This window comes from Nostoc sp. DedQUE05 (assembly GCF_034530955.1).
Taxonomy (GTDB): domain Bacteria; phylum Cyanobacteriota; class Cyanobacteriia; order Cyanobacteriales; family Nostocaceae; genus Nostoc.
Genome location: NZ_JAVRCB010000002.1, coordinates 43,328 through 58,310, shown reverse-complemented (window position 1 = coordinate 58,310; position 14,983 = coordinate 43,328). Strand labels below are relative to the sequence as shown.

Here is a 14,983-nt window from a genome sequence, read left to right as displayed (position 1 = left end):
CTCTAGTCATTTGCTTTGGACAAAGGACAAATGACAAATGACTAATGACTAATGACTAATGAATATTATCCTTTCCAACCTGCTGCGATCGCTAGTAAGATTGCACTACCGAATGCTAATCTATACCATACGAAGACCAAAGTGTTTTTGGTTGCTAAGTATTTGATCAAAAATGCAATTGATAGGTAGGAAAAAATAAAGGTTGAAATAATTCCTACAATTAACAGTGCAACAATGTTATCTGGCAACTGGTGAGCTTGAAACAACTTGAATATTTTCAAGCTTTTGTACAGCGTCGCAATGGTAAGAGTTGGAAACCCTAACAAAAATGAGAATTTTGCTGCTGTAGCACGTTCTAATCCTAAAAATAAGGCAGTTGTCAACGTCGAACCAGAACGAGAAACGCCCGGAATCAAGGCAAGTGTTTGTCCCAATCCAACCAAAATACCATCCTGAATCTGCAATGACTCAAAACCGCGCTTACGAGTGCCAATTTTTTCTGCTAGAGCTAGTAAAAGTGCCATAATAATTGACATGATGCCAATAATTAATGCACTTTCAGGTAAAATATCTTTCAAAAGGAAGCCGAAAATTAAAGCCGGCAGTGTTCCGACTACAATACCGACAAGAATCTTCCATTCTTCGCGTTGCCAGTCTTTGGCTTTTAGTGCTTCGATTCCACCTTTGACAATACTATAAATCAGCGACCAAAAATACCCCACAATTGCGATAACGCTGCCAAATTGAATTGCGTCAACAAAATCTTTAGAACCTAGTTCTTTCCAACCAAATACCTTGGTAAAAATTATAAGATGTGCAGTACTACTGATTGGCAAAAACTCTGTAATACCTTGAACAATACCTAAAATAAAAGCTTGAATAAACTCCATATACAATTAATACCTTTTTCGTGTGATAGAGATCGTGATGAACATTGTTTGGCTGAGTTTAGCTGATGATGTTGCTTTATATACTCTCTATTGCACCCAATCTTATAGAAAACTCAATTTGACCGATCGAAAACATCATCGAAGACGCTGACTATGTTCTTACACCCGCCTCAATAAGTCAACGCAATTTGAAAAATTCATCAAATTTTAATATTTAGCAGACTCATAGCAGCTGACTTTTCACCTCTGTGTAATCCCTTATTTATAAGGAACTACAAAGGAGTTCTGTATCAGTGGAACTTTAATGGATTCGTCTGGCGCAGAATGTTTTGTTTGGTTTGCACCAGCGCTTGTGGAAATTTTAGTATAATTACAATGCCCCAGGGGGGGATTTGAAAATGTGATATCTTAAGTAAAATAAAGTTTAGTAACAAATATTAAAAACTTTGATTAATAATACACTGTCTTCCTACAGCGTTTCTACCCCTTCTATTGATACTGAGTTGGATTTAGCTGATACTGCGCAAAACGGTATCAGACAATTGGAATCTACACTTTCCCTTTCTTCCTCTTTACCCTTATCTCCTTCTACCCGACAAACTTGGTTAGTGTTTGCAGCAGCGGTGTTTTTGGTAACAGTGCCAGTATTTATAGAAGCGCCAATAGTGCGATCGCTACCAAGTCTGAGTTTAGCAATGACAGGATTTTGGGTATGGCTCAGTTTTGCATTAATGTCACGTCCTGCAACTTACGTCTGGGGCGATTTGCTCTTGGGGTTTAGCTGGAGTTGGTTAGCAGGAGCGATTTACTGGGGTTGGTTACGTTGGGAACCTTTATGGCATCTGCCTGTGGAATTTATCGGTTTACCGTTTGCTTGCTGGTGTCTGGCAAAGAATTGGGGCAAGGTAGGTAACTGGTTTTATTTAGGTTCTTTACTCGGTACAGTTTTAACAGATGTATATTTTTATATAGTAGATTTGATGCCCTATTGGCGGCAAATTATGAGAGTAGATGCAGATGTAGTACCGCAAATCTTACAAAATGCTCTCATACAAGTACAAGCACCTTGGGGACAAACTTGGGCGATAATTCTCGCCGTAGTGCTATTAACAGTAGGAATTTCAGCTTTAGGTCGAAATCAAAGACACTGGTATGCCTTTGGCGGCGCAGTTTTAAGCACAATTTTGGTAGACAGCCTATTTTTGTTAGCTGCGATCGCAGCGTGAAGAAGGTAGGAGACACTATATAGGAATCCATTTTGATTCGGAGAAATTATTTGCGTAGGGAGCGAACAGGGAAGAAGGAATAAAAGTGTACTGAGTTTTTTTCAAAAATCAAATACGAGTCTTATTATATGTTGATGTTGCAATGAGCGTGTGGGCTTCTCTTACTGAAACTTTTCCCAGCCCAATCTACGGCACATCAAAAATGATGCTGTAGATGATTAATTAGTTAAGAAATATTACATAAAAATTGATCGGCATCAAGTCTTTTTTGGCAAGGTTTTCGATCTTAGAAATCGTGCAGTTTTGTGTCTGCTTGAAAGGTAGAATCAGCCACCCCGAAAAGATTTCGTCAAGCAGAGAATGCTGCTGGAATCGTCGATGTAACGCTATTGCAGCCATACAGGCACTCTTTCCACGATGAAAATTTATGGCAAAAGTATAGTCAAACCCAGTAACGGTAAATATTGTGGATATTAATACGCTGTATATTAGTTTCTGATGACTGCTGTGTTGACTAAGCTATCAGCTTTTGTCCTTTGTCCTTTGTCCTTCGTCCTTTGTCAGTTGTCAGTTGTCCTTTGTCCCTTGTCAGTTGTCCTTTACAAATGACCAATGACCAATGACCAATGACCAATGACCAATGACTAATGACTAATGACTAATAACTGTTGTTAGCTTAAAACTTTTATTGCTGTTTGATGGAAAGAGGTAGAAAAATCGTGAAAGGATTGGCGCGTTTATTAACAGTGTTTAGCTTGTTACTTAGTTGCTGGGGATGGTTGGGAACAACTCAGATAGCCCAAGCTGCTAGTTTCAACAGTTTTGCTTTTCCCCAAGTCCCAGTTCTGGCAATTGAGCGGCAGAATCGGGCAGACGCTAAACTAAGAACGGAATTTGGTAAAAAAATCGATTTGAATAATACCAACGTCCGAGCTTTTCAACAGTTTCCAGGGCTTTATCCTACCTTGGCTAAGAAAATCATCACCAATGCTCCCTACCAAAAGGTAGAGGATGTATTGGATCTTCCAGGATTGAGCGATCGCCAAAAACAAACCCTGCAAGCCAACCTCGATAAATTCACCGTGACAGACCTAGAGCCTGCCTTCAATGAAGGAGACGATCGCTTTAACAACGGTATCTACAGATAACTGAATTGCAGTTAATGTAGCAAATAGCAGCCCACTCCTGATTCTAGGGAGTGGGAGATGATATGAGTTAGGAGTTAGGAGTTATGAGTTAAAAATTCAAAACTCCTAACTCCTAACTTCTAACTCCTCACTTCCCCCTACACATTACCTTGTCTCAGATAGATATTCCCAGCCAATTTGATGTCTTAGTAGTCGGCGCTGGTGCCGCTGGACTATACACAGCGCTATGTCTGCCAGAATCCTTGCGAGTCGGTTTGATTACCAAAGAAACCGTTGCTTTATCCGCTAGTGATTGGGCACAAGGTGGCATTGCCGCAGCGATCGCGCCAGAAGATTCTCCCACGCTGCACATTGAAGATACGATCCAGGCAGGTGCAGGTTTATGCGATCGCACCGCTGTTGAATTTCTCGCCGAACATGCCCCTAGCTGTATTCAATCCCTAGTTAACTTGGGGGTAGCTTTTGACCGTCATGGTCAAGCCTTAGCTTTAACTTTGGAAGCCGCCCATTCTCGCCGCCGTGTTCTCCACGCTGCTGACACTACAGGCAGAGAAGTTACTACTACCCTCACCGCTCAAGTATTACGTCGCCAAAATATTCAAGTCATTCAGCAAGCTTTGGCTTTGAGTTTGTGGATTGAAACCGAAACTGGTTGCTGTCAGGGAATTAGCCTGTTTTATCAAGGTAAAATCACCTGGATAAGAGCTGGTGCTGTGGTACTAGCAACCGGTGGCGGCGGTCAGGTATTTGCCCAAACCACTAACCCGGCAGTGAGTACCGGTGATGGGGTAGCGATCGCAGCTCGTGCTGGGGCTATCCTCCGCGATTTAGAATTTGTCCAATTTCACCCGACTGCTCTCACTAAACCTGGTGCCGATCGCTTCTTGATCAGCGAAGCTGTACGCGGTGAAGGGGCACATCTCATCGATAATGAAGGGCGGCGTTTTGCTTTTGACTATCACCCTGCGGGTGAACTTGCGCCTAGAGATGTTGTCAGTAGAGCAATTTTCAGCCATTTACAACGTACTGCCCTTGATTTGGCTACTGCTCATGTGTGGTTAGATATGCGCCCCATCCCCGCTGACAAAATTCGTCAGCGCTTTCCCAATATCATCAAAGTTTGTCAGCATTGGGGAGTTGATGTCTTCCACGAACCAATTCCTGTAGCGCCAGCTGCCCATTACTGGATGGGTGGAATTGTTGCGGATCTGATGAATCGCACAAATATCTCTGGTTTGTATGCAGTGGGTGAAACTGCTAGTACTGGTGTACATGGAGCAAATCGCCTTGCCAGTAATTCCCTGTTAGAATGTATTGTGTTTGGGGCCCAGATGGCTGATATTAAGTTAGAAAATATTGGGCTATCCTCAGAAATACCAGTGCTGCCGTTACGGAAATTTAATGCCGATCCTAGTGAGTGGCACATCCAACAAGCACAGCTAGAAGCACTCAGGGAGAAGTTACCGCGTCTAGTGTGGGAAAGTGCTGGTATTTGTCGGGAGCAATCAAGGCTGGAAAGTGCGATCGCGACTATTGAATCTTGGCAGCAAGATTTTGCCGCCTTGCCTTTAACTCAATTCTTGCTTGCTTTACGTCCAGCAGAACCCGCTAGTTTTGACCTACCAGATGTTGAACGGCAATTAGCACTTTGGGCAGAAACCCGCAATTTAATAGATGTAGCTGATTTAATTCTCAAAAGTGCTGCTTTTAGAACCGAAAGCCGAGGCGGACACTTCCGTTTAGATTATCCTCAATCAGACTCAAATTGGCAAGTTCACACACTTATACAAACAAATCATTGGTGGAAATCTCCACTATTGTCTTGAATAAACTACCTTAAATAGCCTGATGGTTTTCGCAACCCTAAGTACAACATCTTGGAATCAGCTGTTAAGTACAAAGATGTGGTGTCCAAGACGGTAGTTAATTCATCGCGTTGCTCACCAGAATCTAAAATTCAAAATTGCCATCAGCGAGTGCCGCTACCATTATGACTGTCGGGACCACCATAATTTGGTGGAATGTATATGTCTTGTAAATTTTGAGAATTGACCTTGCGGGCGATTAAGGTATTACTGCTAGTAGGGCCAAAAGAATTAGCACTTGCAGTACTGAATATACCTGTGCAATCGGCAATTTTTGGGATCAGTAAATAAGCACCTATGCAGAATATGATAAACTTTGTGATTCGGAAGTTACTCTTCATATATTTCAGTAAATTTACTAAATTTCTTATTTCAAAACGTATTTTTTAGTTACTACCGTATATTTACTGTACTTTTTCAAAAAAGTATTTTAACTTTATGAAATTATTGCTGGTACTGTACAAATCATTGTGGTATTTCCTTGTCGATTAACCTTAATTTGCCGATATTAAATAGTTTTCATACTTAAGTGGTATTTCAAATAGGCGATTTTTACATCAGTCTCAAGTTAGATATGTCAATGATTTACTGCCAGCTTTTTGAGTACTTCATTATTTATTAATAATATCTTAATACTTTTAAGTATAAACACTATGTTCCATAAATCATGAATTCAAAAAAACATGAAATAATACTTATCCAATTGTATAGTTTATAGATTTAATGAGTAAAGATATGTAAAGATAAAACAACATATCTATAGTAATAAAAGGATTTTAAAATTTTGTCTTGCATAATAACCGAATAAATACAAGTATAAAAATGTTTGTAAATTAAATTACATTAAATTTATTTTGAAAATTATTTTTGATCGCTAATTATTTTCTGACATAAATTAGGAGGTTTATCGTTCAAGCCAAAAAGCCTTGCCAGGTCTAGATTTTACGAAAAATTTACCTCGCAAGATATACGCTATATTTTTTCGAGACAGTGCCTTAGACGTGTCTCTGGTCTAAAGTCATAATTTGAATGTAAAAATTGTAACTACAGTGAAAAAAGTTGGAGGCTTGACTCTTAAATAATTAAGCAAACTCGTAGCGATTTTTACCAAGGCGCTTGGCACGGTACATTGCTGTATCAGCTTGTTTCATCAAAGTTTCACTGTCTTGACTGTTGTATGGATAAACACTAATGCCAATACTGGCAGAGACTCGGATTGTATAGCCATCCAAAACAATTGGCTTGGTAATACTGCTTAAAATTTTTTCAGCGACTTTAGCAGCTATTTGGACATTAGGTATTGCCCGTAAAATCACAGTAAATTCATCGCCACCCAAACGAGAAACTGTATCACTAGCGCGTAAAGAGTTGCTGAGTCTTCCAGCAATAGTCATTAGCAAGCGATCGCCCGTCTCGTGTCCTAAAGTATCATTGACTTGCTTAAAGCCATCTAGATCGATAAACAGCAGTCCCAACAACAAGTTATTGTGTTGTGCCCAATGTAAGGACTCGTAAAGTTGTTCGGCAAAAAATTCGCGATTAGATAAACCAGTGAGGGGGTCGTGATATGCTAAATAACGTAAGTGGTCTTCTTTGAGTTTTAATTCATTGTTAGAGCGGGATAGTTCAGCAGCAGTACGCTTCAGCTGTTCTTCCATCAGCTTGCGCTGAGTAATATCTCGGATGACACCAACTAAAAAGAAATTGCCGGCTGAGTCTTTGTGGAGCGATCGCTTAGTGGCAATTAGATGAGTCTGGCCATCAGCATTTGTAAATTCTTCTTCATGTTCTTGGGGTTGCTGAGTCCGAAAAACAAGATCGTCTTGTTGTCGAAATACATCAGCTTCATGTTTTGGGAAAAAGTCATAGTCTGACTTTTCAATTAAAAACTTATTTGGATAACCGATAAATCGACAATACGCCTCATTTAAAACAATCCACTGATGTTGTTCATTTTTCACAAAAATTGGATCGGGGATCGTGTTGATAACGTGATGCAAAAATTCCTTGGAACGTTTCCACTCTCCCTGCATGTGAGCAATATGACTAGTCATCCAAATAGCTGAAGTGCCAAAGCAAACCAATGAGGGAATGAGTGGTATCCACCAACCGTATAAGAAGAAAGCAAGGTATGCACTCAGGGTCAATACAAAGCAACAAATTAGGATACAGAAGAGACTCCTAGTTGCGTGTCGTATCTGCCATATCGTCACGGCTCCCAGATAAGACCAAACAAAAATCCACAAGTATTCCACCAAGTCAGGCCAAACTTTCAGTAATGGTCTTCCATCAACAGCAGCAGAGATTAACTGACTAATAAAATAAGCCTGCAATTGAATACCAGGTAGAGGCTCAGGCTTTGCTATACCCATTACACTGCTGGAATAGGGAATAAATACAGAATCTTGGAGACTGGGCGCAGTTGAACCAACAAGTATAATCCGATCTTTGATTAAGTTTGCTTTGACTTTATCTGCCAGTACATCTCTCATCGATACCTGGCGAAAACTACAAAATTCTCCAGACGAACTTTGACATTTAGGTTTGGGAAAATTGCTCAAAATTTGATAGCCTTTATCATCAGCTCCCACATAAGCACCATCATTAGCCTCAAAACGAGTAAATGCTGCCTTACCCAATTGCAAATACTCAGGGTTGCTTTTTGCTTTGGTGGGAGTAATTCCCTTTGACTTTAAATACAATAAAGCCAACTTCAGCGCAAAACTTTCGTGTACTTCATTTTTAACGTGCCAATACAACAAACTGCGACGCACTTTACCATCAAGATCGTACAGCACGTTATTAAAGCCCACTTGATTTTGATTCAGTCCCACTGGAGGCGGAACACTAAAGTTTTTGTTTTTTGACAGTAGTTCAATACCAATTAAGTTGGGCATTGACTGATAAACATTACGCAATTCTTGATTACCAGGCTCTACTGGCAAATTTCTGTAGATATCTAAGCCAATCGCACGGGGTTTGTGGACATTTAATTTTTGCAACAACTGGACAATCTTCGCATCTGAAATCGGCCACGAACCTACTTCGTTTATATAGGTTTCATCAATTACTACGATCGTAATCCGATCTTCTGGTGGTTCATTTGGACGTAAGCGAAAAAATTGATCCAAAGCCGCTAACTCCAAAGATTGCAATAATCCAAAGGAGTGCAAAAGCAGGACGCAGACTGCAACGCTGGCCGCAGTAATCAATTCTCTGTGTCCTCGACTAAGCGATTGTTTCAGTCCAAAGGTTAACTTCACAAAACGCTTGCCTAGCTGCTGATTCATTGCCATTACCTAGTAGGCAGAAATATTCTCTATTTCCTATAGCTATTAACTATCGGACTAACATAGCTCAAGTAAGAGCTAAATAGAGTTTCTAAAAATTTTTTTAACTCAGCAAGGTTCTTTAAGACATCGTGATATTTGTGATGTATTACCATATATTGAGGCTAATTGTCTGACTAAAAGGCAACTGTGATTGTGGCTCTCAGCACAGATTAATCAATATTGTTGGAAGTGAATTCAGTAAATTTAACTCTCAAAGCCTTCTCTAGTAGAGCCTACTTAATTAAACTCACATTTGCGATCGATTAGGTATTTTACTGAGAATTACGTTAACTTCCAACAGAAACAGCTCTCGGTTCGAGCCTGACATGATTACATCCCAAGGTGGCTCTCAAGTGTTATAAAAAGAAATTAAAATATACAATTTTTAAAGTAAATGTACTTAGCTAATTTCCTTGAGCTTAAGTATTTACAGATCAAAGCCGAAATAAAATTAGTAATTGGGCATTGGATAAGACCTATTATCTGTTACCAAAAACAAAAAAGCCAACTGGAAACAGATTTTACTGTATTCATCCAGTTGACTATGGGGTGTGAACTACTGAATATTCAGTGTAGGTACTTTACTTAAAATACTTGAAGTTCTGAGGCCCTGTGTAACCAGAAACTTTCGCTAGTTCCTCTAAGTTTTGGACTCCGCTATAGCTTTTACCATTAACGATCCAAGTGGGGAAACCTTCAATTTTTGCAGCTTTACATACTTCTGGTTGAGCTTTGAATCCATCGGGGGCGCACTCTACCTTAATGCCATTATTGATTATTTCCTCAGCTTCTTTACCAAAAAGTAGCTTTTGTTCGTGACAGTGAGGACACCAATAAGCACTGTATTCCTTTGCACCTACCTTTGCCAGATGCCTTGCTAAGGCTATTTCTGCCTCACCAGAAGTAGTGGTAACTTCCCAACCGAACGCTGGGTTGGGGTTTTCTTTGGGAGTAAAGGTAATTTTAGTGGGTTGTCCAGGAGTGCCAGGTGTCACACCTGATTGATTCACGCCAGCATAGACGCCTAAAGTACCAATCAGCGTTACCATCCCGACAATCAGGGCGGTAAACAAGATTTGTCCAATATCCTCCCAAGTCCGACCGATAATCGTTAGTACCAAAAGACTTACAGAGAACAAAGCTGAACCGATACAGTAAAGACAAATCGCTTTGATTTGAGATGTCAGCACATACATTAAGTAGCCGCTAAAGACAGACATAGCGATCGCACCTACCAGCAGCAGCCACCACGTCCAATTTTCCAATTGTTTGCGGTTATTGTTTTCCCCTGAGTTGAATACCAAGGGAGCCAAAGCCAATATCACCATACTGGTGTATGCCAAAAACCCAAACAAAGCTAATGGCTGTCCAAAAACCGTTGCCCAAGGACTGGAAAGCACATCATTACAGCCCTTAGCGCCAGCCTGTGCCACACAAGCGGCACTGCCTCCGGTTAACTTTTCTATAGTGAGATAACCTGTTATCAGGGCACCACATCCAGCGATCGCGGCAATCAATGGACGTGACCATTTATGAATCCAAGGAGTAGAACGGCGGCGAATCATAAATTGTTATTGGTTAATGGGCATTGGGGAGGCAGTTGCTCCACTTGGGGTCTCCTCAAGTGGAGCAACTGCTGTCATTGGGCATTGGGCATTGGGCAATTGAGTATTAATTATTTCTTCCCATGCCCCATTCCCCATGCCCCATGCCCCAATTAAGAATGTAACTTCACTTGTTCTGCTGATTTGCTTTCACCTTTGGAGTTCCAATTGCGACGGGCAACTTCCACAAATTGACTGACGCGAATTGGGTCAATTGGTTGCTCTATGCGTCCATGACGTTTTAGGGAACTGGAAACTATTACACCATCTGCTGCTTGCATCAATGTATCAATATTTTCCCAATTAGCCCCACTGCCGATGAACACTGGCGTGCCATTTGCTGCACCACAAGCTAGTTCCAAATCTTCTAAATTAGGAGGACTACCTGTAGCCCAACCAGATAAAATCACTCCGTCTGCTAAACCCCTTTCAATGGTGTCTTTCACGGCGACTGTGAGATTTGGAGAACTCAAAGGACGGGCGTGTTTCACCAACACATCGGCCAGGATTTTAACATCACAGCCCAACTCCCGTCGATAGCGGAGTAGTTGATGGGCTTCTCCCTCAATTAATCCCTGGTCGGTTGCCATCACCCCTGTGAGGACGTTGACGCGGATAAATTGCGCCTGTACGCAGCTAGCGATCGCTATTGCACTTTTGGCGTCATTTCGCAAAACATTTAAGCCTATAGGCAAAGTTACCAAATTTTGTATCCGCTGCACCACAATGGTCATGGCACTCACAACTACTGGATCGACTTGGTTTTTGGTAAACGGCGCGTCGAAAAAATTCTCGACAATCAGACCGTCAACCCCTCCACTTGCTAAGGCTGCGGCTTCTTGTTCGGCACGGTCAATGACCGCTTTTAGGCTACCTCCCCAACGGGGTGAGGTAGGCAGTGGTAGCAAGTGAACCACGCCAATAATTGGTGAGCGAGTTTTAAATATCTGATATAAGTCCACGTCTTTAATCCGCCTCGCACAGTCCAGAGTCCAGATTTTTTTGACTATTGAACGCCAGTTCAACACCACTCCCCTGAAGGTTGGGAACCTCTATATAAGGGTGGCTCTTCAACGGGGAAAACCCCACACGTGACTGGCTTTTCTTGACCCTTGACTCATGACTTTTCATTAACTAGTCAAATGTGTTTTATGATAGTCGGTTTATTGCCTCTTTCCTCAGATGGAAATTGGCGTGAAACCTCCCATAAGATATGTTAAGATAAAACCTGGCTACAAGAGGAGTTTGCCACTCACTAGACGCAAGGCAGCTTTCCGTGGTTTAGGCGTCTTGTCCGCGCACAGTCGTAGGACTTGCCAATCGCCAGGGTAGCATTACTGCTTTATAGGCGTAGTCGCTTTCGTCGATTTCTCTGAGGGTAGCGACTTCTCACAACAAGCCCTTTGGGCGGCTTCCCGATGGGTAGGTTAACAACGCACACGCTGTGGTAATGTAAAATATCAATAGGCAAATTGTTAAAAAAGATTACAAGTGTCAAATGTACCCAAAGACACTTCAATTTACCCTGGGGAACAGATTGATAAAAGTATCATAACATGACCTCTATTTTTATTATTTGATAGGGTCATAAGTCTATGGACAGTTGCTGACAGTGAGAATCTGTTGTCGTACTGTTATTAGAAGGATAGCGATCCCAAACAAGCAAAATTAGCGCCAGAATGTTGACTACAAGAAAAAAATGAAGATATTTTCAAAATATGGGTGACAAGCCAACAATTGCCATTTCTCACCTGGGCTGCGAGAAAAATCGAATTGATACAGAACACATGTTGGGAATGCTCGTAGAAGCAGGCTACGGTGTAGATACAAATGAAGAATTAGCAGATTACGTTATTGTTAATACTTGTAGTTTTATTGAAGCGGCCCGGCAAGAATCTGTCAGAACTTTGGTAGAACTGGCAGAGGCAAACAAAAAGATCGTAATTACTGGCTGTATGGCGCAACACTTCCAAGAACAACTTTTGGAGGAGTTGCCTGAAGCAGTAGCCGTTGTGGGTACAGGCGATTATCACAAAATTGTAAATGTAATTGAGCGTGTTGAACTTGGCGAGCGGGTCAAACAGGTTAGTATTGAGCCAACCTACATCGCCGACGAAACTACACCTCGCTATCGCACGACAACGGAGGGCGTAGCTTACCTCCGAGTTGCGGAAGGATGTGATTATCGTTGTGCATTTTGTATAATTCCTCATCTTCGAGGAAACCAGCGATCGCGTACTATTGAATCTATCGTCGCCGAAGCGGAGCAATTAGTTAGTCAAGGGGTAAAGGAAATTATTTTAATTTCCCAAATCACTACTAATTATGGTCTAGATATTTACGGTCAGCCAAAATTAGCCGAATTACTTCGCGCTTTGGGGAAAGTAGATATACCGTGGATCAGAATGCACTACGCTTATCCCACGGGACTGACCCCAGATGTGATAGCGGCCATCCAAGAAACACCCAACGTCCTGCCTTATCTGGATTTGCCCTTGCAGCATTCTCATCCAGAGATTCTCCGCGCCATGAACCGCCCTTGGCAAGGGCGCGTAAATGATGGGATTATAGATCGCATCAAAACGGCGCTACCAACAGCCGTACTGCGGACAACATTTATTGTTGGTTTCCCAGGAGAAACACAAGAGCATTTTGAGCATCTACTAGAGTTCGTCCAGCGGCATGAATTCGATCATGTTGGTGTCTTCACCTTTTCCTCTGAGGAAGGAACTCCAGCTTATAAGTTGCCAAATCAGTTGTCCCAAGAGGTGATGGACGATCGCCGATACCAACTGATGGAACTCCAGCAACCGATTTCTCAAAAGAAAAATCAACAGGAAGTAGGCAAAATAGTCGATGTCCTGATTGAGCAAGAAAATCCTGAAAGTGGTGAACTAATAGGTCGTTCAGGTAGATTTTCCCCAGAGGTTGATGGTCTGGTGTATGTCAAAGGCCAGGCAAAGTTAGGAACCATCGTGCCAATAGCGATTCACCACGCTGATACATACGACCTCTATGGTCAAGTAGTCAATAACTAAATTGTCCTTTGTCTTTTGTCCTTTGTCTTTTGTTAAATGACCCTTACAGATTTACCCTTATCCCAATATCGACGCTGCATTAATGGCAGTTTTAATGAGGGTTTACCTGAAATTCGGGGACTCACTCGTGGGCATAGCTTCTCTAAAAGTTGAGGCTTTGCTATCGCCCTTGGCTGACTAACTAGCCAATAACTTAATGACTAATGACTAATGACTAATGACCATTGTACAGACGCAATTAATCGCGTCTCTACTGACTAAATGACTAATCCAAAAATCCTTACATAAAATTTAGGACGAATTAATGACTCTTTCATTTCAAGAATTAGGCATTTCCCAAGAACGTGTCGAACAACTAGAAAAAATTGGTTTTACCGAACCAACCAACATTCAAGTGCAAGCAATTCCCCAATTGCTAGCCGGTCGTGATGTGGTAGGTCAATCTCAAACTGGAACAGGTAAAACGGCAGCATTTTCACTGCCAATTTTAGAACGGCTAGATATTAATCAAAGAGCCGTGCAAGCCATAGTTTTAACACCAACTCGTGAATTAGCGATGCAAGTTCACGATGCGATCGCTCAATTCATCGGCAATGAAGGATTGCGGGTGTTAGCAATCTACGGTGGTCAATCAATTGACCGTCAAATGCTGCAACTCAAACGTGGCGTTCACATGGTCGTGGGTACTCCCGGACGGGTAATCGATTTGCTCGATCGCGGCTGTTTAAAGCTCGATCAGGTCAAGTGGTTTGTATTGGATGAAGCTGATGAAATGTTGAGCATGGGCTTTATCGACGATGTGATCAAAATCCTCTCGCAAGCGCCCGTAGAACGCCAAACAGCTTTATTCTCGGCAACAATGCCACCATCGATTCGGATGTTGGTGAACAAGTTCTTGCGATCGCCGGCGACTGTCACCGTTGAGCAACCAAAAGCCGCTCCCAACAAAATTAATCAGGTAGCTTACCTGATCCCTCGCCACTGGACAAAAGCCAAAGCTTTACAGCCGATTCTGGAAATGGAAGATCCAGAAACAGCTTTAATCTTCGTCCGCACTAGACGCACAGCCGCAGAACTCACCAGTCAGTTACAAGCAGCTGGTCACAGTGTCGATGAATACCACGGTGACTTGTCGCAACAAGCGCGAGAACGGTTATTAAGCAGATTCCGTAACCGTCAAGTTCGCTGGGTGGTAGCAACTGATATTGCCGCACGAGGCTTAGATGTCGATCAACTGTCCCATGTGATCAACTACGACTTACCCGATAGCGTAGAAACTTACGTCCATCGCATTGGTCGTACTGGTCGTGCTGGTAAAGAAGGAACAGCAATTTCTTTAGTACAACCATTTGAGCGGCGTAAACAGCAAACATTTGAACGTCATAATCGCCAAAGTTGGCAATTGCTGTCCATTCCTACACGCGCCCAGATTGAAGCAAGACACATTCTGAAATTGCAAGAACAGGTACGGGAAGCTTTGATGGGTGAGCGTTTGGCTTCATTCTTGCCAATTGTTAGCGAACTAATTGAAGAATATGATGCTCAAGCGATCGCCGCAGCTGCACTGCAAATCGCTTACGATCAAACTCGTCCCGCTTGGTTGAGTTCAGACGTAGAAATTCCTCAAGAGGAAAGCTCAACTCCCAAACCAAGACTCGGTAAACGTCGCGAATCTTCTAGCGATCGCCCCCGTGCTGCGTGGAAATCAGATAGCAACAATGGTGAAGAAAGACATTCTTCTCCCAAGCCCAAACTGCGGACAAGTGGACAGGATTCTTCTGCATCTCCTAGTAAAAAGATAGGTTCACCTACAGCTAGGGAATCAGCTTCTTAGTCAAGAGTTAGAAGTTAATCAATTTTGGATTTTAGACTTTTCCTTT

9 protein-coding genes are annotated in these 14,983 nt (G+C 42.0%); 5 read left to right on the top strand and 4 right to left on the bottom strand.

All coding sequences use genetic code 11. From position 1 onward, the window contains the following. Positions 1-65: 65 nt before the first annotated feature. Positions 66-890, bottom strand: coding sequence for an undecaprenyl-diphosphate phosphatase (locus tag RMZ42_RS02470; protein WP_322669905.1), 825 nt, complete (start codon positions 888-890; stop codon positions 66-68). A 446-nt stretch (positions 891-1,336) separates the two neighbouring features. Here RMZ42_RS02470 and RMZ42_RS02465 point away from each other — a divergent pair, with 446 nt between their 5' ends. The 3 genes from RMZ42_RS02465 (at position 1,337) to nadB (ending at position 5,090) form a co-directional block, all read left to right on the top strand. Then, a complete protein-coding gene (locus tag RMZ42_RS02465) occupies positions 1,337-2,116 on the top strand; it encodes a DUF3120 domain-containing protein (protein WP_322669904.1) in 780 nt (259 codons plus the stop codon). Between the two features lie 719 nt (positions 2,117-2,835). Continuing rightward, the gene (gene psbU / locus RMZ42_RS02460) at positions 2,836-3,264 is read left to right on the top strand and encodes a photosystem II complex extrinsic protein PsbU (protein WP_322669903.1); all 429 of its coding nucleotides are present in this window, start codon (positions 2,836-2,838) and stop codon (positions 3,262-3,264) included. Between the two features lie 149 nt (positions 3,265-3,413). Beyond that, on the top strand, positions 3,414-5,090 hold the full coding sequence (gene nadB, locus RMZ42_RS02455; RefSeq protein ID WP_322669902.1) for an L-aspartate oxidase: 1,677 nt from the start codon (positions 3,414-3,416) through the stop codon (positions 5,088-5,090). 1,121 nt (positions 5,091-6,211) lie between these two features. Here the strand turns inward: nadB and RMZ42_RS02450 are convergent. From RMZ42_RS02450 to btpA, 3 genes are all read right to left on the bottom strand, one after another. Next, positions 6,212-8,419, bottom strand: a complete 2,208-nt coding sequence (locus RMZ42_RS02450; RefSeq protein ID WP_322669901.1) for a CHASE2 domain-containing protein — start codon at positions 8,417-8,419, stop codon at positions 6,212-6,214. 623 nt (positions 8,420-9,042) lie between these two features. After that, on the bottom strand, positions 9,043-10,026 hold the full coding sequence (locus RMZ42_RS02445; protein ID WP_322669900.1) for a vitamin K epoxide reductase family protein: 984 nt from the start codon (positions 10,024-10,026) through the stop codon (positions 9,043-9,045). A gap of 152 nt (positions 10,027-10,178) precedes the next feature. Further along, on the bottom strand, positions 10,179-11,027 hold the full coding sequence (btpA, locus tag RMZ42_RS02440) for a photosystem I biogenesis protein BtpA (RefSeq protein ID WP_322670041.1): 849 nt from the start codon (positions 11,025-11,027) through the stop codon (positions 10,179-10,181). Between the two features lie 756 nt (positions 11,028-11,783). Here btpA and rimO point away from each other — a divergent pair. Both rimO and RMZ42_RS02430 read left to right on the top strand, forming a co-directional pair. Beyond that, on the top strand, positions 11,784-13,103 hold the full coding sequence (gene rimO, locus RMZ42_RS02435) for a 30S ribosomal protein S12 methylthiotransferase RimO (protein WP_322669899.1): 1,320 nt from the start codon (positions 11,784-11,786) through the stop codon (positions 13,101-13,103). A gap of 304 nt (positions 13,104-13,407) precedes the next feature. Then, on the top strand, positions 13,408-14,937 hold the full coding sequence (locus RMZ42_RS02430; protein WP_322669898.1) for a DEAD/DEAH box helicase: 1,530 nt from the start codon (positions 13,408-13,410) through the stop codon (positions 14,935-14,937). Positions 14,938-14,983 lie beyond the last annotated feature (46 nt).